Origin of the sequence: uncultured Winogradskyella sp. (assembly GCF_947498005.1) — a bacterium.
Taxonomy (GTDB): Bacteria; Bacteroidota; Bacteroidia; order Flavobacteriales; family Flavobacteriaceae; genus Winogradskyella.
Genome location: NZ_CANMIW010000006.1, coordinates 296,703 through 316,379, shown reverse-complemented (window position 1 = coordinate 316,379; position 19,677 = coordinate 296,703). Strand labels below are relative to the sequence as shown.

Annotated in this window: 17 protein-coding genes and 1 tRNA gene; 7 read left to right on the top strand and 11 right to left on the bottom strand. The window is 32.0% G+C overall.

The window, feature by feature from the left end:
• Positions 1–274: 274 nt before the first annotated feature.
• From Q0891_RS12845 to Q0891_RS12835, 3 genes are read right to left on the bottom strand one after another with little or no spacing between them, the layout of a single operon-like run.
• Positions 275–1,789, bottom strand: coding sequence for a glycoside hydrolase family 2 TIM barrel-domain containing protein (locus Q0891_RS12845; protein WP_299102184.1), 1,515 nt, complete (start codon positions 1,787–1,789; stop codon positions 275–277).
• On the bottom strand, positions 1,783–3,003 hold the full coding sequence (locus tag Q0891_RS12840; RefSeq protein WP_299102183.1) for a hypothetical protein: 1,221 nt from the start codon (positions 3,001–3,003) through the stop codon (positions 1,783–1,785). The genes Q0891_RS12845 and Q0891_RS12840 overlap by 7 nt, the downstream gene beginning before the upstream one ends.
• Positions 3,003–6,092, bottom strand: a complete 3,090-nt coding sequence (locus Q0891_RS12835; RefSeq protein WP_299102182.1) for a hypothetical protein — start codon at positions 6,090–6,092, stop codon at positions 3,003–3,005. The genes Q0891_RS12840 and Q0891_RS12835 overlap by 1 nt, the downstream gene beginning before the upstream one ends.
• Before the next feature lie 247 nt (positions 6,093–6,339).
• Between Q0891_RS12835 and Q0891_RS12830 the strand changes: the two genes are divergently transcribed.
• The 4 genes from Q0891_RS12830 to Q0891_RS12815 are packed head-to-tail and all read left to right on the top strand — an operon-like array spanning position 6,340 to position 9,669.
• The gene (locus tag Q0891_RS12830) at positions 6,340–7,521 is read left to right on the top strand and encodes a response regulator (RefSeq protein ID WP_299102181.1); all 1,182 of its coding nucleotides are present in this window, start codon (positions 6,340–6,342) and stop codon (positions 7,519–7,521) included.
• Positions 7,522–7,546: 25 nt separating this feature from the next.
• Positions 7,547–8,032, top strand: a complete 486-nt coding sequence (locus Q0891_RS12825) for a glycosyltransferase (RefSeq protein WP_299102180.1) — start codon at positions 7,547–7,549, stop codon at positions 8,030–8,032.
• Positions 8,033–8,044: 12 nt separating this feature from the next.
• A complete protein-coding gene (locus Q0891_RS12820; RefSeq protein WP_299102179.1) occupies positions 8,045–9,046 on the top strand; it encodes a type I phosphomannose isomerase catalytic subunit in 1,002 nt (333 codons plus the stop codon).
• 47 nt (positions 9,047–9,093) lie between these two features.
• Positions 9,094–9,669, top strand: a complete 576-nt coding sequence (locus Q0891_RS12815; protein WP_299102178.1) for an alkylphosphonate utilization protein — start codon at positions 9,094–9,096, stop codon at positions 9,667–9,669.
• Here the strand turns inward: Q0891_RS12815 and Q0891_RS12810 are convergent.
• Positions 9,666–9,806, bottom strand: a complete 141-nt coding sequence (locus Q0891_RS12810; RefSeq protein ID WP_299102177.1) for a hypothetical protein — start codon at positions 9,804–9,806, stop codon at positions 9,666–9,668. The genes Q0891_RS12815 and Q0891_RS12810 overlap by 4 nt on opposite strands.
• 64 nt (positions 9,807–9,870) lie before the next feature.
• On the opposite strand from Q0891_RS12810, the gene Q0891_RS12805 reads away from it, so the two are divergent.
• Both Q0891_RS12805 and Q0891_RS12800 read left to right on the top strand, forming a co-directional pair.
• On the top strand, positions 9,871–10,134 hold the full coding sequence (locus Q0891_RS12805; RefSeq protein ID WP_299102176.1) for a DUF1272 domain-containing protein: 264 nt from the start codon (positions 9,871–9,873) through the stop codon (positions 10,132–10,134).
• A gap of 220 nt (positions 10,135–10,354) precedes the next feature.
• Positions 10,355–10,684 (top strand): hypothetical protein, encoded by a 330-nt coding sequence (locus Q0891_RS12800; RefSeq protein ID WP_299102175.1) that lies wholly within the window; start codon positions 10,355–10,357, stop codon positions 10,682–10,684.
• Between the two features lie 137 nt (positions 10,685–10,821).
• Here Q0891_RS12800 and Q0891_RS12795 read toward each other — a convergent pair whose 3' ends face one another.
• From Q0891_RS12795 to Q0891_RS12775, 5 genes are all read right to left on the bottom strand, one after another.
• Positions 10,822–11,262 carry a nuclear transport factor 2 family protein gene (locus Q0891_RS12795; RefSeq protein WP_299102174.1) on the bottom strand — a complete coding sequence of 147 codons (441 nt, stop codon included), beginning with the start codon at positions 11,260–11,262 and terminating at the stop codon, positions 10,822–10,824.
• Positions 11,263–11,327: 65 nt separating this feature from the next.
• Entirely contained in the window at positions 11,328–12,428 is a 1,101-nt protein-coding gene (locus Q0891_RS12790) for a DUF4407 domain-containing protein (RefSeq protein ID WP_299102173.1), read from the bottom strand.
• A gap of 177 nt (positions 12,429–12,605) precedes the next feature.
• Entirely contained in the window at positions 12,606–14,978 is a 2,373-nt protein-coding gene (locus Q0891_RS12785) for a M56 family metallopeptidase (protein WP_299102171.1), read from the bottom strand.
• Positions 14,979–14,980: 2 nt separating this feature from the next.
• Complete coding sequence (locus tag Q0891_RS12780; RefSeq protein WP_173279904.1) at positions 14,981–15,346, bottom strand: BlaI/MecI/CopY family transcriptional regulator; 366 nt, start codon at positions 15,344–15,346, stop codon at positions 14,981–14,983.
• Between the two features lie 162 nt (positions 15,347–15,508).
• Positions 15,509–16,897: a dipeptidase gene (locus Q0891_RS12775; protein WP_299102170.1), complete on the bottom strand. Its 1,389-nt coding sequence runs from the start codon at positions 16,895–16,897 to the stop codon at positions 15,509–15,511.
• Positions 16,898–17,015: 118 nt separating this feature from the next.
• Here Q0891_RS12775 and Q0891_RS12770 point away from each other — a divergent pair.
• A tRNA-Leu gene (locus tag Q0891_RS12770) sits at positions 17,016–17,097 on the top strand.
• Positions 17,098–17,170: 73 nt separating this feature from the next.
• Here Q0891_RS12770 and Q0891_RS12765 read toward each other — a convergent pair.
• Positions 17,171–18,142 carry a Gfo/Idh/MocA family oxidoreductase gene (locus Q0891_RS12765; RefSeq protein ID WP_299102168.1) on the bottom strand — a complete coding sequence of 324 codons (972 nt, stop codon included), beginning with the start codon at positions 18,140–18,142 and terminating at the stop codon, positions 17,171–17,173.
• A 5-nt stretch (positions 18,143–18,147) separates the two neighbouring features.
• The gene (locus Q0891_RS12760; protein WP_299102167.1) at positions 18,148–19,464 is read right to left on the bottom strand and encodes a sugar MFS transporter; all 1,317 of its coding nucleotides are present in this window, start codon (positions 19,462–19,464) and stop codon (positions 18,148–18,150) included.
• Positions 19,465–19,677 lie beyond the last annotated feature (213 nt).

The window sequence follows — 19,677 nt, the reverse complement described above, 5'->3', positions numbered from 1 at the left end:
CCCCTAAGTTCTAATTTATAAGAATGCAGACCCGAAGAATCTTAAAGATTGAGTTAGGACATGAACTTAGATTCTTCACTGTGTTCTATATAATTTTAAAGCATTAATTAGAAATATATTTAAATAAACCCTTTTTGCCCCAAAAAGCAAAAGCCTACAAATAATTAGAAACCCCTAAGTTCTAATTTATAAGAATGCAGACCCGAAGAATCTTAAAGATTGAGTTAGGACATGAACTTAGATTCTTCGCTGTGTTCTATATAATTTTAAAGCATTAATTAGAAATATATTTAAAAGCAGCCTTTTTTGCCCCATTTTTATCTATAAACCCAAAACGTTTTTGAGTATTACGACGCCAAGGACGACTACCTACTACATCTGTTGGTACATCTGTAAAATCATATAAAGTCCAAGACATAAATTGTAAGTTATTAGCTGCAATTTGTTCTTGGATTTTTTTGTGATAGTTGGCTTGGTCTTCATCAGAGGAACCAAAAGGTTTCCAGAAGCCAGAATAAGAAGATAATCCAAATTCTTGTAACACGAGAGGTTTGTCTGGTATTTCGGTTTTCAGAGCTGCTACTGCAGCATCTAAATTTTCTAAATCTTCATAATAATGAAACGACACAAAATCAACCTTGTCTTTTAATATGGAAGCACTTTGTGTATTAGACCAACCAATGGTTACGGGATGAATGCTGTCTGTTGACTTTACCAAATCAATCATATTATCTAACCAGGCAATAACATTGTCTTTTCCTCGAGACTCAAAATCTAAATTAGGCTCATTTTTAATATCCCAAGCCAATAAAGCATTGTGGTCTTTTACAGCATTAACAACCGATTCTGCGTGGCGTTGGTTTAACGTCCAATTCATTATTGAGTAATCCCCAAAAAAGTCAAACAACGTTAAAACTACCTTTAAGTTATTCGCTTCTGCTAAATCCAAAGTCTGTTTTAATTTTTCAATTTTTTTGGCATCAATATGTTCTTTTCCAAAGTCTTCATATTGCACAAAAAGACGTACCGAATTTAAACCAGCATCTTTAATAATTTTAAAGTCTTTTGCAATAGTATCAGTAGAGAATTCATCACCAAACATATTCCAAGGATTGGCTTGTGGATAGTAGTTAATTCCTTTAATATTTAGGCTGTCAACATTTATTTGTTGAGGTTCACTGTTATAAATATCTGCACTATCTTTAACTAAATGTCTAATGCGCCAAAAGCCATCTTCTAATAAAAATACCATTTGGTAAGTAGACGTTTCTGTCGTTTCTAAGATGAGTTCTTTAGCTTTAAAAACACGTTTGTATTCTATAACATTACGGTCTGTAACTACGGCCAATTGTCCGTCTTGACTAAAATATTCTAGTGTAGGATTGTGGCTTAAGGTTGTGGCTTCAATACTAATATCTTGTGCTTTATTTAAATCTATAAAGGCAAATAAATTTTTTCTAGCACTGTCTGTATAGTAATCTTTAATTCCGGCTGTTTTATTACTCTTGTTGGCAATTTGTTTTACGTACCAAGCATCTAAATAATCATGCTGAATAGCATTTAAAGTTTGGTCGTCCATGGGTCTGCCTTCATTTTGCAAAGGTTCCCAAACCATTTTTGGTGCATATTGGTCTACCTTTTTAATTTCGGTATGTAGCATTGTGCTTCGGTCGGCTCCTGTATTTAAGTAACTAAATAGTGCGCTAACACCAGAAATAATTAAGGCTACAATCATAATATATGAGGCTAATAATATGGAACGTAATATGTTTTTGTTAATCCTTACCATAGCTTAATTGATTTAAACTCTTTTGATAAGCCAGCAGTTTCAATACTAAAATTATAGTCGTCATTTTGATAAATAGCGGGTTTTAGTTTAAAACTGGTATAACCATTAAACGAGGTTTTAGTTAACGTATTAATAAGCGTATTTTTTTGGTAAATCTTTAATTTAATATGTAAACCATCTGGTATCATTTGGTCCATAAAACTTTGTAAAGGACCTATTTCTATGAGTCGATTATGCTCGGAGAATTCAACGTCAAAATCTTTAATCACTTGTTTGTAGCTAATGGAAATGCTATTACTCTCAGACATACCATCTACGTAAGCTTTAACGCTCCATTTATCTGCAAAATCTGGATGAATAATTTTAGAGTTTGCAATACCATCAATCGTGGTTCCTGTTGTTTTAAGCATATGGCCTTTTTTATTTTTAATAAAAAAGGTTACAAAAGTACCATCACTAACTACATTGTTATACTCGTCTTTTATAATGGTAGTCCAAAATGTTGTTACCTGATTTCCGTCTGCATAATCGTGTGGTCGTGTTGCAGAAATTTTAAAATCTGTTGGTATTGAAGGCATTACGTTTATGGTATATTCTTTAGAATTGATACCAATACTTTCTGAAGACACCAACATTCTACCACTAGGTCTTTTAGAATATATATTTCTGTAGGCTATTAAATTTTTTGTAAAAATATCAAAACCTTCCTCTGAATCTAAAAATTGAAATTTGGCATCAACCAAAGTATTTGTTGGCACAGGATTGTCTAAAGAATCCGTTGGAATAACAACCAGTGTGGTATAATCTTTTCCGCCTGCTTCAATACTTGGTGGACCAATATAAGTTTCCATACTTACCACCTCTGGTTTTGGTAAAACATGTAGTTTTCCTGAAAGTGATTTGGTCTCATCTAGCAAAGTCCAGTTTATAGCACCAATTTTTTTAGTGATATTTTCAGGAATAACAAATTCTAATGTATTGTTTTTTAAGCTTGAAGAAATAACCGTAGAACCATAACTATTAGAACAGTATAAATCTAATGGTACATTACGTGACGTTGAAAATCTTAGTACAATAGGTTGGCCGACTTCAAATTCAGTTTCCGTAGATACTAATTTTATTTCAGTTGAAACAACCTTAGTGTGTTGCACAACAGCAAAGGATGATAATAACATCAACCCTAAAAGTAATAAGTATGTGCGTTTTATTTGCATTAATTAGGACTTCCTATATACGTGTTAATTTCAATTTTAATACCACTAAAATCGAGATGGTCAATGGGTTGTAATTCTGCATTGGTATGATTTTTAATTCTATTTGGTACTATTTTATCTGAGATATCTTCGTTTGGTAACCCGTTAACAAAGATGTTTTTCATGTCATCGTTTATAATCTTCACATCGCCATCAATTATAATCGGATATTCAAAATGTTGCTTACGTTGTTGTCTCACACCAGCTTTCACAAACATATGGTCTACCCAAACCATATTTTGGTCATTGTCGTAATAGGTAATCAATAATTGAGGAATCGTTATTTCTTGAATACCACTATTAAATAAGTTCCCATTAAGCATACAGTCTTTAATATTCACATCACTTAAAACAACGTTTTTATACAAATCTGAACCCGAAACATTTCCGGCGACTTGTAAGTTGAATTTTGTGGGTTGTTCTTCAAACTCAACAGGTGTAAATTCATCCGGATTAAATGTATCTGGAATGGAATCTTGGGTTTTAGACCAGGCAATACCTTCAAAATTAATTCTAAAACTACTCGATTCCTTCGGCATCAATTTATGTTTCACATGGTATTTGGCGTTGTACGTAGCTAATTGCTTATTGTCATCGTTGTAAAGCGTCCCTTTTAAAATAACATCTGCAGGTACATTATCTATGTTCTGAACTTCGCCAATAATGGCATAACTACCATCAAACTGAACTAGTTTTGCCTGAATAACTTCTAAGACAGGTTGTTTTAAAATGTCCTCATGGTGCGTAGCTTCGGTTGTAATTCTACGTCGACCTTGATTGAAATATTTAGTCACATTATCAGAATACAACTGGTCTGGTGGTAAATCGTTGTTTAAATCATCGGGTTGCAAAAACCATTTGCCTTTTATTTTTGAAAGTGATTTATAATCTACTTTTTCAATCTTTTCTAAAGGTGTAATCCATTGGCTGGTCACTTTTGCTGAAACCGTACTATCGTTAAGTGCTGTAATTTCGGTTTCAATCGCATCCATTTTTGCATAACTACTCAACAAACCATCAGTTACCGAAATCTCTAACATATACTGCGCAATAGGTATGTTACTATTTGGGTCTATTAAGCTATGAGCTTTTTCAAATTCTTTAAAATCTAAAGCATCATAATACGCTACAATAGCGTTTTCAGGACTAATTTGTGATTCATTTTTTAGATAGAATAAGTAAATGCCATAAAACACAATAATGGCTAAAATTAAAGACCAAAGGTGCGTAATTCGCAATACATTTCTATTAAACTTGGTATATGCAATTGGGAATTTTAGAAAATCTGGTTTTGGTTTTACACGTGTTTTCAAAGCCAACACAAATAGCATTTGTATGTTTAAAACAAAGGCGATTAAAACGGTTAAAAATGGTATAATTCCCCAATGAATCTTTAACCATTTCGCAACATCTTCTTTTGGTAAAATAGCAGAAACAGGCGGAATGTTGAGGCGTTCCCAAACCATAATACCGTTTTCTAATTGTCGAAGGCGTTGCCAACCACAGAAATAGAGAATTGGGTCGTAAAATTTATCGTTAGAAAAAATGTATTTAAGATTGTATTTTTCTGGTGTGGTTAAAAATTGCTGCAATGAGCCAATACCAGCTACACCTTTAAATTTTGAGTTTTCTAAACGCTCAATAGGTCTTGTGGTTAACTCAGGCAATCGCCTTGCAGAATGGTAATTGCCATCTACAGTCATAGCGTCGGTTTGCGCACTAAGCCAAGCCATTTGGTCACCAAAGCCAAGGGTTAAAAATCGCCATTTGTCGTGGTCATCTTGGTTTAAGAAATTTACTATAGGCAACATTTTTATTTTCTGTGGTTGTGATGGTCTAAAGTAATTTAAACTCATAGTGAAAATGACCATAAACACAGCCAAGCCAGCAAGTATACCACCAATAATTCTATGGTAAACAGCACCTAATTTTGTTTGAATGAGTGTTTTTAAATCGCCTTCCACAAAACGATAGGCAAATTCACCCATTAAAGGAATAGATAAAATAGAAGCCCAAAGTGTAAAGCGGTCTAAGGTTAAAATATTAAAAGCCGTTTCGCCTAACATTTTTAAAGGTACAGGTGTTGTACCACCAGTTCCTAAAATGGTACATATAGTTACTGATAAACCAAAGAACAAGTAACGTTTGCTATAATATCTGTAAAATATATAAGGTAATAATATGAGTAAAATGCCCCAAGGAATTAAAAAGAACACTAAACCAGAAGACGTGATTTCTAAGAAATTATCTCGTGAACCATGAGGAATTGGGACTTGGGTTATTGGGTTAGCTTTAGAGTTTAACCAATACGGAAAAATACAACCTATAATTAATACCAAAGACAGCATCCCAAAGCTCACAATACGTTTAAAGAGCTTAAAAAAGGTGTTCAAAAATATTTTGAAAGTGACTTCTTTCATGGTGTTTACCTGCTCTCGAGAAACATCCATTATAACCATACCTATTAACGGAAAGATGAAAAAAACCATTCCAAAAATAGGTGTCACATGATGCGAAGTTACGGTAACCGCAATGAGTGATAAGCTGGTGGCTAAGTACCATTTTTTTCCTGTTTTTAACCATAAATAGATTTCTGGCAAAGCATGCATTAATACTGAAACACCAACAATACTAGGTAGTTGTCCAAAAATGTGCAGTGTTTCTACAAATGAGGATGAAAATACAGCCAAAAGACAAGCGTAACCAGAAACAGTTTTATTCCCAGTCATTAATAAAGAGAATCGATACGTACCCGTTATAAATAGTACAATGGCAATAAGCGCCACACTAAACATACCAAACTTTAATCCGCCAACCATAGAAAGTAAACCAATGGACTGATGCACCAAAGGTGGATAACTCTGTACTGTAAAGCCAGTGTACCACTCGTAGTTCCAAGGCTCAAACCAACTGTTGGCATAATGGTCTGCGAAAAACAAATGGATTAAGGCATCGTAGGTAGTTTCCAAAGTAAAGAATATGGAACTTCCATGAAATGCTAATCCTAAGAGAAGTGCAGAAATTAAATATTTGTTAGAGGTTTCTTTCAATTATTAATTTTCAATATTAGATTTTAGGTCAGTTGTTTTAAGCCTATTTACAATCATAAAAATAATTAAAGCCTAAGTTATAACAACTTGTCAAATATATATAATTTAAACAGTGCTTCATTTTTTAATTATCTACAGCAAACTACCATTCGTCTACACTAAATATAAGGTTCAGCTAAATTTAAAATTTACAAGCGTCTTACCTGGTAATTTTGTACTGTAATTAAGAATCAAAATATCAATTATTATGAAAATATTAGCCATAGACGATCAACAATTAGTTTTACTTCCTTTAGAAAAAAGATTATTAGAATTAGGATATAAGGTAAAGATAGAAACTGATGGTTCAAAAGGATTAGAGTCGTATAAAACTTTTAACCCAGACTTAGTTATTGTAGATATAAATATGCCTGGTGTCTCTGGATTAGATGTTGTAAAATATATTAGAAATATAGATGAATCTAATACGCCAATAATGATATTGTCTGGTAACACACAAGATGATACAATTACTCAAGCTTTTGAATTAGGAATTAACGACTACATGAAAAAGCCATTAAGTCTTAATGAAATTAGTGCACGTGTAAAAAACTTGGTTGGTGCACCACAAGTAAAAAACCCTGTTACCACAAGTAATGTAATGATCCAAGAACGTTGTGTCGGTGTAGTAATACCGTGTTACAATGAGGAAGAGCGTTTATTAAGTAATGAATTTTTAAGCTATATAGATAAGAATTCTGGTTATCACTTATGTTTTGTAAATGATGGCAGTAAGGACAATACTTTAGAAGTTTTAAGAGATTTACAAAAAGGAAGAGAGGACTTTATTACAGTTTACGATTGTGAGAAAAACGGAGGAAAAGCTGAAGCTGTGCGATTAGGAATGTTGCATATGGCTAAAAAAGAAGATTTAGATTACATAGGGTTTTTAGATGCAGATTTAAGTACGGACTTAGCAGATTTTGATGACTTAGTTAAGACTATTGAAACTTCGGAATTTACAATTGTTAGCGGATCGCGTATTGCTAGAATGGGAGCAAACATTACCAAAGAATCTGCCAGAAAGATTATTAGTTTAACCATAAACTTTATAATAAGAAAGATTTTAAAAATGGATTTTAAAGACACGCAATGTGGTGCTAAAATCTTTCACAAGGACGTTATAAAAATTGCCTTTGGTAAAAAGTTTGTAACGCAGTGGATTTTCGATGTAGAAATTTTTAAAAGAATGAGTATTCACTTTGGATTAAAAAAAGCAAAAACTATGTTGTGCGAACAACCTCTTAAACGATGGATTCATGCTGATGGTTCTAAGTTATCTATGAAAGATTCTGTGAAAATAGTATTTCAATTAGGACAGATAGCATGGGTATACAATAGAAAGAAACCTACTGTACAGGAAAACTCAATGAATATAAAAATAGCATAATTAAATATTTAATAATTTTTGTAGAATGAAAATTGGCATCATCATAATATTTCATAATAATGAAAATGAAATAGACACTGAGTTACTTATAGAACAAATGAAACAAATCATAAATATAGAACTCTGTTTGGTCAATAATAATAGTCGAGATAATACCTATGATTTACTGAATGATGTTAAAGAGGAATGTCCTAATGTATCTGTAGTAAATGTAAGAAAATTTAAATCTGACATGTCAGCAGTGAAGGCTGGTGCAAGATTTATGTTTAACGAGTTTGATCTAAAATTTTTAGGTTATGCCTCAACTAATATGATGAACTTAAAGCAACATGGTGTTAATGGATTAATTAAAGTAATTACTGATAACCAAGATGCTATTTTAAACTATAAAACTAAATCAATTAAAAAGCAACAAACCTTATTTCAGAGTTTATTTTCATTGTTAGATTATTTAAAAAAATTAAATCAACATAACAATTTTATTAAACTTCAATTTCAAACAAATCTTTAAAAAATAAAAAACATGCAACCATATCCAATTAAATTCGCACCTATATTGAAAGAGAAAATCTGGGGAGGAAATAAACTTTCAGAAATTCTAAATAAAAAAACAGATTTAAAAAATGTTGGAGAAAGCTGGGAAATATCTGGAGTTCAAGATAATATATCAGTTGTTTCTAATGGATTATATAAAGGTAAATCTTTAAATGATTTAATAAAAACGCATACAACTGAATTCTTAGGAAAAGAGAATATTGAAGTGTTTGGAGAAAACTTCCCGTTACTGATTAAATTCTTAGATGCTAAAACTAATTTATCTGTACAAGTACATCCAGATGATAAAATGGCAAAGGCACAACACAATTCTTTTGGTAAAACAGAGATGTGGTATATTATGAATAGCGACGATAACGCTGAAATTGTTTTAGGATTAAAAGATAATACTGTAGATAAAAATGTATTAGGTGCAATTAATGCTTCTAATGTAGATGACATATTTAATACCGAAAAAGTAAAGCAAGGCGATAGTTACTTTATTCCTGCTGGAAAAATACATGCTATTGGAGCTGGTGTTTTAGCAGCAGAAATTCAGCAGACAAGTGATGTTACTTACCGTGTTTACGATTGGGACAGAACTGATGATAATGGTAACTATAGAGCGTTACATACCGATTCTGCAATAAAAGCCACAAAAACGTTTCTTACAAACGGAAAAAGCAAGTATCAATTAGAACAAGAAAAAACGAGTAACCTTGTAAATTGTGATTTTTTTACAACCAATATATTTGAAGTAAAAGGGCCTCAAAAAAGATCTTATAAAGATTTAGATGCCTTTGTTATTTTTATGTGTGTAGAAGGTAAAGCAGAAATCATTATAGACAATTATTCAGAGTTTGTTTCAATGGGAGAAACTATTTTGATTCCTGCAAATTGCAAAGATGTTGTATTTAATTCTCAAGGTTCTAAATTCCTCGAAGTCTATATTGATCCAAAAAAATCTAATCTTAAAAAAATAGCTTCTTAAACGAAAATTAATGAAATAACAATACATTTGCTCATATATAAAATTTTATGAGTTTAGAAAGAGAATTACAACAAAGAAGTGGCTCTAAGTGTGAGCTAAGTGGAAGCGAAGAAAACCTATCAGTATATATCATTCCAGATATAAAAGAAAATGGATTAAAAACAGCGTTGTATGCATCTAAAACTTGTATAGAACAGATGAACGATGCAGACGCTATTGATGCTAATCATTGGCGTTGTCTTAATGATAGTATGTGGAGTGAGCATGATGCTGTAAAAATTATGGCATGGCGAATGCTAAACCGAATTAAAGCAGATTGGACACAAGATTTGTTAGGAATGATGTATATGGAAGAAGATACATTAGAGTTGGCAAAAGCATCTGGTGATGGTGAAGAAGAAGGTGATAAGTTAATTCACAGAGATGTTAATGGTGTTGTTTTAAACCATGGCGATTCTGTTGTGTTAATTAAAGATTTAAAAATAAAAGGATCTAGTTTGGTTGCCAAACAAGGTGTTGCGGTAAGAAACATAAGATTAGATCGTGATAATGCAGAATATATTGAAGGTAAAGTAGGACCAACCTTAACGGTTATCATTACCAAATATGTAAAGAAAATCTAATCAGATTTATTTTTATTGAAAAAATCGAAGCTTAACGGAATTAAAAATACCATAAACAAGTATTTTCCTGAAGCTAAACCATAAAGGGTAATACCTGCTAATATTACCATTATTACTACTTTATACTTATATTTCATTTAAATGTATTGTTACTTAGTCTTGTGATACAATTATAAAATGTAAAAATATAGATTTTCAATAATGTTACAAATACGACCAACTTGCGAAAATTGTAATAAAAAATTACCTTTTGATTCTACAGAAGTAATGATTTGTACTTTTGAATGCACCTTTTGCATGGATTGTGTTAGTCTACTTCAGCACGTTTGTCCTAATTGTGGTGGTGGATTTGAAAAGCGACCTATTAGACCAGAACATCACTTAAAAAAATATCCGGTTTCTAAAACCGTAATTCACAAGCCAGTGGATTTTAAAAAGCATTTGCAAGAGCTTAATAATAAATAGTTTAGATTTTATTTTTCTTACACCACTAAATAATATTGTGATGTTGTTTGTCGAATTAATATACAATCCATTTCAAATAAACTAGTCATTCTACGGTTTGTCGATATTTTAAGATAGACCCAAATAATAGGTCGATATTGTGATCATCCCTCTAACTAATAATACCAGATTACTGATTAATAGCCCTGAATTAGTATGAACATTTTTAACATTATTTATTATGGATTTAGAAATTACAAATTACAATAACCGCTATCAAATTGAAGGAACCTTAAACAAGTTCAATTTAAAAACTTTCAATGCTTATTTTGCTAATATCTTTGATAAACTAGATGATGTTTTATTAGATATAGAGCGTGTAAAAAGTATAGATAGAGCAGGTGTAATGGCTTTAGCGAGATTGCATAACGAGTCTATTACCAAGTCTAAACGATTATCTATTATTGGTTTAGGTTGTAAAGAATTATACCAACATTTTAAAGCGGCAGAGCCACAAGAAGCACCACAAGACAAGAATAGTATTGTAACAGGTAATATTGTTGCGGCATAATTATGTGCTTTATTAGATTAGATATTTAAAAGTGTTTCCCAGGCATTTGTGGTGATAGATAGATGTTTCGGTAACACTTTATTTTTTTGTTGGAATTTTAAGCTTAATTAGTTTTTCAACTTAATTCATTTTTAAGATTAACAAGACATATCGGCAACAATTTTCCAATTACCATTAATCTTTTTGAATAGGATTAAAAATATGCCATCTGCGTTTCCAACCTCACGCTTTAAATGATACTCTCCCATAACCCAATAGCTATTGCCTTCAATTTTAGAAACATCGTTTACTACAAAATTTAGTGTTCCACTTTCTGCTTTTGTAGGATATCCTTTTTTATAATTAGCCAATGTTTGTTCCCAACCTTTGGTAAGCCCATTGCTTCCATAAAATTTTAAAGAGTCACTCTTCCAATACCCTTGCATAAAACTTTCTATGTCATGGTTATTCCAAGCAATTTCTTGGTCGTTCATTACTTTAGCTATTTCTGTTTTGGCAGTTTCTACAGAATCAGTTTGTGTTTTTTGGGTATTACAACTTATTAAAAGAATTACAAATACTAAGTATATAGATTTCATTAAAATTAGGTTTTAGAGTCCTAAAAGTAACGACTTAATTTTAAAACCAAAAGAGCACCATAATTTTATAAGGCATTCTTTTGATTATTAAAAAAGGCATCTGCCTGAAACTGCATTAATTCCCTTGCTTTTTTACGTTTGTAATTAATTACAGCTTCTTCATCAGCAATTTCGGTATATACTTTATTGTTAATGTCATTATCCGTTTTTAAAAGCAGTTGTCGTTCAGCAACTTTTTGCATGGTCCAAGTTTGTATGGTAGTTTCTTGGTCTTGTAACCTAAAATCAAATTCGCCTTTAGAAGCTAAAAGTTTTGCAATTATTGGTGATGTTTCAATAGCTAAAAACAACAAGAATATAAAAAAAGAGGGTAGCCACGGTAATTTGTCCAAAGCCGTTACTCTTGCCATTAAGCCATCAAAATTATCAATTATAGGTTGTGATGTGGTTACATTGTTTGTGTAATCATTTTGAAGACTTGTAATTTGTACTTCAATAGCTTCAATTTTACTAGTATTATCAGCCTTTAATTGTTGTAACTCTGCTAATGCTGCATCATGCTTATCTCTTTTTTCTTTATAAACAGGTCCTTTTCCTAATAAATTAGTGCCAGCTGTACCTTCTGCCTCAGAAATATAAATGTTGTACAAGGCATTTACCTCAGTTTCTTTTGTTTCAACTTGAGACTGTAAGTTTACAATCTGCTGTTCTAATTCAGCAATCTTAGGATTAAATTGTTCTGCAATTTGATTTTGATTGGCTAAGGTTAAATCATTTTTTTGCTCTAATAAAACTTGATTGATTTCTTTTTCAAAAATCTTTAGTTCTAAAGGTTTAGAGATTACAACAGCGATAATTACCGCTAAGAAAAGTCTTGGTGTTGCTTGAAGAATTTCGTCTATAATATGATCTCTTTTTTTAATTGTAGACACAATATAACGGTCTAAATTAAAAATGAGTAAACCCCAAATTAGTCCAAAGAATATGGATGTGTAGAGGTTATCAAAAACAGTGTAAAGTGCATAACTTGCTGCAATGGTAGCCATAACAGCGGTGAAGAAAACTGTGGCACCTATACCAGCATATTTATTTTGTTCGCCAACGGAACAGTCGTTTAAAATATCCGTATCTGCACCAGAGCAGAGGATAAAGAATTGTTTTAACATAAAGCGTTCGATTTTTTGATTGTACTTAAATTATGCTCAGTATCTGATAATAATAAAAGTGATTGATTATTAATAAGAACGCTAAACGTTTGGTTTTGTTACACTTTTGGGTGAAAATAAAAGCCTCAATGCTGTTTTATAACATTGAGGCTTATGATATGTATTCTTAAGAACTATCTATTCTACAATTTCTATAGCGAGTGGTGAAAATTTTGAGCTGTTATCGTCTTTAATATCAAAGATTGTTATATAATCACCTAGTTTAGCGGATTCTAAATTTTTTAAAGTGATTTGGGTAATTTTATTACCGTTTATTTGCTCCGTTTTAATGCCAGGAATTTTAAGTTTAAAAGCCGTTATTTCTCCTTCTGGTAAAGTTAGAGTTAACTTTTTTAGTTCTGTAAATGTCATGGCCATTTCTCCAGATTTTATGGTTTTTCCATTTACAATAGGAAGAGGGTTTTCTTTTTTGTTTTTAACAGGTGTACTTAATTTCACAATATATTTTCCATTCTTATCCTTTTGAGTTAGCATTTCAGTGCTTTTACCTTTATTAGTCTTAGCAATATATTTAGCTTTTTCTGCGGAGATTTTTTTATCATCTAAGTAGAAGGTTGCGCCTTGTTTTTCCATGTCTTCTATATATGCTAAGAATGAAAGGTTTTTAGTAGGAGATTGAGGTGCTGGAGGTGGAGGAGGCAATGTCGCTTTTTCTTCTTCATTTAAATCTTTGTACTTTTTATAATAGATGCTACCATTAAGAGTAACTTGTACGTAAGGTTTAATTGGTGAAATAGGTCGTTTTACTTTTGCTTTATTCTCTTCGGATAGTCTAAAATACATACCGCCTAAGTCAGAAAATAAAACATCTAATTCTTTTTGCTGTTTTTCTGTTTTGTTTATATAATGAGGTTTCGAGCTTCTTAATGTTTCGTACATTTTATATTTTGTTATGTATTCTTTAATACCAGTCGTGTTTTTCGATTCATTAGATAATGGTATAGGAGGAGATTGTCTAATATTGAGTCTTTCTATTTCATCTTTTGTAAATGTCTTATAAATCTTATCAGCTTGAGCTTTTATAATTTTAAGTTCAGAATTATCAGTCTCATTACCTTGTAAGTAGTTAGAAATTGCATTTGAATATTTTGTAACAGCTTTGTTATAGCGATTTAATTGCGAATTTTTATAGGTCAATTTAAACCCTTCTTTTGTATATAAATCATATTGATTTGCTTGAGGAAACTTTATACTTCGAGCATTTTTATGAACTATTGAGCCAGTTACATGTACAAAATCATTTACTGAATATTGATTTAATACAGTATTTGATACGTGTTTACCGTCAATCCAAATAGCATATTGATTAGCATTTTTAAAAGCTTCATATTGAGATGCTGAGGGTTGCCTTGGTTGTGTCTTAGAAAGATTAGATTCTGGTATTATACGCGTTGGATATTTTTTTACCGAAGAACGTTGCTCATCTGACATTAATTGGTCATATATTATAACTGCACGTTCATATTTTGAATAAAAAATAGTATTAGTTTCTGAATACTCTTTTATAAAATCTCGATATTCTTGCATCAGTTTTTCATTTGCATCACCGACGTAAGTTATGTTAAGATTATTAGCTTCTTGTAATTCTTTTTCGATGGCAGTTACAGTGTCAATTTTGTTGTTTTCAACATATTCTCTTTCTGCAAAACTGTAAAATAAAATAGCAATTAAAGGCATTACTAATAAGGTACTTAACCAAATTCTGGTTTTTGATGTTTGTGTTTTCATAACTGTAAATCGTTTTTTGATGGATGAATAATTAATGGCACTCGCTAATTGATGGTTTTGAGTGTTCGATGAAAATTGTAATAAAATATTTTGATAAACTTTAGCATCTGAGCATTGATTTAAAACGGCTTGATCGGCTAAAAATTCGTGATTAAGTTTTACGTGATGTTTCAGAATGTAAATGAGTGGATGGAACCAAAAAACAATCTGCAATACCTCTAATACTATAATATCTATACTGTGCAATTGTTTCGCGTGGGTTTCTTCGTGTAATAAAACCTCTTGCGGAATGTTATTTGATTCAAACCTGGCTTTATTAAAAAAGATATATCTAAAAAATGAATGTGGAATTAAGTCTTCATTAAGTAAAACATATATAAAAGAAGGTGTAGAAATTTGCTTATTTTTAGAAATACGACGACGCATATTTATAAGATTCACGATAAAGCGTAATGCAAATAATAGTGCGCCAACACCATAAATAAACCATAATATATTTACTAAGGTAAAAATTGAAGGTGTGTCTACAGGTGTTATTTCCACAAACTCTGTAGGAATAAAACTTGGAGCCATTTCAAAATCTGTTACAACAGGTTCTATGTATTCTGTTATTGTTAAATTAGGAATTACTAATGCAATTATGAAAGCAGCTAAAAGATAAAAGCGCTTAAACAGATGCATATTTTGGCGTTCTAGAAAAAGAATATAAACTACCCAAAAGACAAATAAACATGCGGAGAATTTTAATAGATAGGTTTCCATAATTACTTGTTTTTAATTTCCGTATCAATAATTTTTTTTAAAGCTTCTAGTTCTTCTTTCGTTAAGTCTGTTTTACGCGTAAAAAATGAAGCAAACTGTGAGGCGCTATCGTTAAAAAATGTTTTAATGAGACCATTAACGTGTTTTGAGAAATAATCTTCTTTTTTCACTAAGGGAAAATATTCTCTAGATTTTCCGTAGGTTTTATAATCTATAAATCCTTTGCCAATCATGCGCTTTAATAAGGTCGCAATTGTTGTGGTTGCTGGTTTTGGTTCTGGGTAGCGCTCCAATAAATCTTTCATAAAGGCTTTTTCAAGCTTCCAGAGATGCTGCATTAATTGTTCTTCGGTTTTTGAAAGTTCCATGCTCAACGTTTTTAGAATTAACTCTACAAATGTAGAATATAAATTTTAATTCTACAAATGTAGAGTATAAAAAGAAGGTAAAAAAAATCCGCTCACTCGGAACGGATATTTTTTTAATGTATTGATTTATTAAGGTTTATAGTGAGTTTGTTACACTTAATTCTATTTGAATGACTCCGTAAAATACTTGTAAAACCAAGGAATAGTTTCTATACCTTTAAGGTAATTCCATACTCCAAAATGTTCATTAGGAGAATGAATGGCATCACTATCTAAACCAAAACCCATTAAAATAGTTTTACTTTTTAGCTCCTTTTCAAATAATGACACAATAGGAATACTTCCTCCACTTCGCTGTGGAATTGGTGTTTTTCCAAACGTTTCTTCGTAAGCTTTAGATGCTGCTCTGTAACCAATACTATCTATTGGTGTTACATAGCCTTGTCCGCCATGATGCGGTGTTACTTTAACAGTTACACCACCTGGAGCTATACTTTCAAAATGAGTTTTAAATAAATCTGTTATCTCTTCCCAATCTTGATTAGGTACTAATCGCATGGAAATTTTTGCAAATGCTTGGCTCGCTATCACTGTTTTGGCACCTTCACCAGTGTAACCTCCCCAAATTCCGTTGACATCTAGAGTAGGTCTAATAGAATTTCGTTCGTTTGTAGAATAACCTGCTTCGCCATAAACAGCATTAATATCTAATGATTTTTTATAAGCTTCTAGTGAAAAAGGCGCTTTGGCCATCTCTGCGCGTTCCTCATCAGATAAGTTTTCTACTTTGTCATAAAAACCAGGAATGGTAATATGATTGTTTTCATCATGAAGTGATGCAATCATTTTAGTTAAGACATTTATTGGGTTGGCTACAGCGCCTCCATATAATCCAGAGTGTAAGTCTCTGTTTGGTCCTGTAACTTCAACTTCTACATAACTAAGACCTCTTAAACCAGTAGTGATTGATGGTACATCTTTAGCTATCATGCCAGTGTCTGAGATTAAAATAACATCATTAGTTAATTTTTCTCTATTGGCAGCTACAAATTTAGCTAAGTTGACACTACCAACTTCTTCTTCGCCTTCTATCATAAACTTAACGTTACATGGCAACTCATTGTTAGATGTCATGTACTCCATAGCTTTAACATGCATATACATTTGACCTTTATCATCACAGGCACCTCTTGCAAATATGGCACCTTCTGGATGTAGATCTGTTTTTTGAATAACAGGTTCAAAAGGAGGTGAGTTCCATAAATCTAACGGATCTGGTGGTTGCACATCATAATGACCATAAACAAGAACAGTTGGTAAATTTTTATCAATTATTTTTTCGCCATAAACAATAGGATAGCCTTCAGTTTCACAAATTTCAACTTGGTCGCAGCCTGCATTTTTTAAGCTAATTTTAATGGCATCAGCTGTTTTTAAAACATCAGTTTTGTAGGCTGAATCAGCGCTTATAGACGGAATTTTTAAAAGTTCTATAAGCTCATTTAAAAATCGATCCTTATGGTCGTTTATATAAGATTGTATGGTTTGCATGATGGTATTTGATTTATAACAAAAGTATGAAAACTAGTTTGAAGATATTCTTAAAAAAATCTTATTTGAATATTGAAACTATTGTTTATATTTGCATCCCAATAATTATTGGAAAGTTGCAGGCGTGGTGGAATTGGTAGACACGCTAGACTTAGGATCTAGTGCCGCGAGGTGTGAGAGTTCGAGTCTCTCCGCCTGTACAATCAAAAAAAAGCTAACTTTAACGAGTTAGCTTTTTTTATTCTTAAATAGATTTACTATTTGTCCCTAAAATTAGTTAATGGCTAATATTTGTTCCATTACCCATGATGCTTTTGCTGCGGTTTCTCCAGTAGAAGGGTGTATCGCTGTATTATTTAGATGTTTCTTAATGTTTTCAACATGATATAGTTGAATATTTTCTGGATGTTCAATTACTAAGCTTTCAATTTTTCCGTTGCTTTCTATTTCAATAGGGTTTTCATTAAATACCGAAAAAGAGATTTGTCCTTTGCCACCATATATTTTTACGGAATCTACTCGTTTTTCTGTTCCAAAATTCCAACTTCCAGATCCTGTTATTCCAGATTCATGAATCCAATTGCCTTCAATCGCATCGAGTGCAGAATATAAACCTTGTTGATTTGTAGCAATTCCGTTTGCTTTACTAATGTCTCCTAAGAAATAGGCAAATAAGTCTAATCCATGTGATGCTAAATCATCAAAATATCCGGCAGGCGCAATTGTTGCATCTGTACGCCAATTATATTTTTTAGATAAATCGATATCATTTGCAGGCTTATTCAGAACCCAATTAATATGTCTAATTTTACCAATCTTATTTGCATCAATCCAGGATTTTATTTGATTAAATCGTGGTAAGGAACGTCTATAATAGGCTACAAATAGTGGTAGGTTTTTAGATTTAAAGGCTTTATTAATATTCAGACAAGCTTTGTGAGAAGGCGCCATTGGTTTTTCTATACAGCAAATTTTTCCGGCTTCAGCCACTTTCAAGGCGTAATACTCATGAGAATCTGGAGGTGTTGCAATGTAAATAGCATCAATTTCAGAATCATTGATTAGTTTATCAGCATCACTGTAATATTTTGGAACATTGTGCCGCTTAGCATAATCCTCTGCTTTTTCAGCATCTCTTCTCATTACAGCCGTTAACTCAAAGCCTTCCGTTTTTTGATAAGCTGGTCCGCTTTTACGTTCTGTAACGTCACCACATCCAATAATACCCCAATTATATGTTTTCATGTTTGTTATTTTGATACACCTTTCATTTTATGTCCCCAAATTGCAAAAAATAATATCATGGCGTAGCATGGAATTAAAATCCAGTAACTTTCTGTTGAAGCTGTTGCTAATGCTTCAGTTTCATTAATTCCTTTGGATATAAGTTCGTTTTTAGAACTGTCTACAATTCTACCGTATAAGGGCGGAATAAATGCACCACCAGATATTGCCATAATTAATAATGCTGAGGCTGTTTTGGTATGTTTGCCAAGACCATCAATTGTTAATGGCCAAATAGCTGGCCAAACTAAAGCGTTTGCGATACCTAATGCAGCAACAAATAGAACAGATATAAAACCTGAAGTTGATAAAATTAAAAGACTAAACACTATTCCTAATACTGCACTTGCAACTAAGGCTGTTTTTTGGTTAATATATTTTGGAATTAAAAAGACACCTAAGGCATAGGTTGCTACCATGGCGAGCAATGTATAAGTTGTGAAATATTTAGCCTCTTCACCAGTAAAACCTAATGAAATTCCGTATGCTATTATTGTATCTCCTGCAATAACTTCTGCACCAACATATACAAATAAAGCAGCTACACCTAACCATAAATGCGGAAACTGAAATATGTTTTTATTGGAAGAACTGTTCTCTGTTGTTGTTTCTTCTTCTGTTGGTTCAACATGTGGTAAAGGCGCTTTTCTAATTAAAATTGCTAAAATAATTAAGACAGCTGCCATTATTATATAAGGCAAATAAACACTGTCTGCCATGGTATCTAAAAGGGTTGCTTTCTCAGCTTCTGAGGCAGTAGCTAATTGTTCCTTTACAGCATCAATACCAGAAAGGAGAAGGGCTCCAAAAATAATAGAACCTAACGCACCAGCCACTTTATTGGCAATTCCCATTATAGCGATACGCTTGGCACCACTTTCAATAGGTCCTAAAATAGTAATGTAAGGGTTTGAAGCGGTTTGTAAAATAGTCATTCCTAAACCTTGAATAAAAATACCAGTTAAAAACACCCAATAGGTTCTTGCTTCAGCTGCAGGAATAAATACTAATGCACCAATAGCCATAATAAACAAGCCTAGAGACATGCCTTTTCTGTAACCAATTTTATTTAGAATATAAGAAGCAGGTAAGGCCATCAAGACAAAAGAAATATAAGATGCCGAAGCTACAAGATAAGATTGTGCATCCGTGAGCTCATTTATAGTTTTCATAAAAGGTATTAACGCACCATTTATCCAGGTTACAAAACCGAAAATAAAAAATAGTCCAGCAATTATAAGTATTGGGATTAAGTTGTTTTGTGTTTTTGAAGTTGTGCTCATATGCGCTATATTAATTATAGAGATGTAGTTTGAAATTTTTACTCAATTTACACAACTATTCTTTAGGTAAATAACAAATATATTAATTTAGTGTTTCAATAACTTATCAATAGTACTAATTACCTTCAAAATGATAGTACCATTAATTATTCATTATAACATGGTAAGAAATAAAAAAGAGCTTCTAATAAAAGAAGCTCTTTTGTTTTAAAT

Bases quoted from the DNA above. Each gene is read 5' to 3' on its own strand.
- Q0891_RS12825 (WP_299102180.1), top strand. From the start codon at position 7,547: ATGAAAATTGGCATCATCATAATATTTCATAATAATGAAAATGAAATA.
- Q0891_RS12780 (WP_173279904.1), bottom strand. From the start codon at position 15,346: ATGGAACTTTCAAAAACCGAAGAACAATTAATGCAGCATCTCTGGAAG.
- Q0891_RS12795 (WP_299102174.1), bottom strand. From the start codon at position 11,262: ATGAAATCTATATACTTAGTATTTGTAATTCTTTTAATAAGTTGTAAT.
- Q0891_RS12810 (WP_299102177.1), bottom strand. From the start codon at position 9,806: ATGAAATATAAGTATAAAGTAGTAATAATGGTAATATTAGCAGGTATT.
- Q0891_RS12805 (WP_299102176.1), top strand. From the start codon at position 9,871: ATGTTACAAATACGACCAACTTGCGAAAATTGTAATAAAAAATTACCT.
- Q0891_RS12820 (WP_299102179.1), top strand. From the start codon at position 8,045: ATGCAACCATATCCAATTAAATTCGCACCTATATTGAAAGAGAAAATC.
- Q0891_RS12800 (WP_299102175.1), top strand. From the start codon at position 10,355: ATGGATTTAGAAATTACAAATTACAATAACCGCTATCAAATTGAAGGA.
- Q0891_RS12790 (WP_299102173.1), bottom strand. From the start codon at position 12,428: ATGTTAAAACAATTCTTTATCCTCTGCTCTGGTGCAGATACGGATATT.
- Q0891_RS12785 (WP_299102171.1), bottom strand. From the start codon at position 14,978: ATGGAAACCTATCTATTAAAATTCTCCGCATGTTTATTTGTCTTTTGG.
- Q0891_RS12775 (WP_299102170.1), bottom strand. From the start codon at position 16,897: ATGCAAACCATACAATCTTATATAAACGACCATAAGGATCGATTTTTA.
- Q0891_RS12815 (WP_299102178.1), top strand. From the start codon at position 9,094: ATGAGTTTAGAAAGAGAATTACAACAAAGAAGTGGCTCTAAGTGTGAG.
- Q0891_RS12830 (WP_299102181.1), top strand. From the start codon at position 6,340: ATGAAAATATTAGCCATAGACGATCAACAATTAGTTTTACTTCCTTTA.
- Q0891_RS12840 (WP_299102183.1), bottom strand. From the start codon at position 3,003: ATGCAAATAAAACGCACATACTTATTACTTTTAGGGTTGATGTTATTA.
- Q0891_RS12760 (WP_299102167.1), bottom strand. From the start codon at position 19,464: ATGAGCACAACTTCAAAAACACAAAACAACTTAATCCCAATACTTATA.
- Q0891_RS12765 (WP_299102168.1), bottom strand. From the start codon at position 18,142: ATGAAAACATATAATTGGGGTATTATTGGATGTGGTGACGTTACAGAA.
- Q0891_RS12845 (WP_299102184.1), bottom strand. From the start codon at position 1,789: ATGGTAAGGATTAACAAAAACATATTACGTTCCATATTATTAGCCTCA.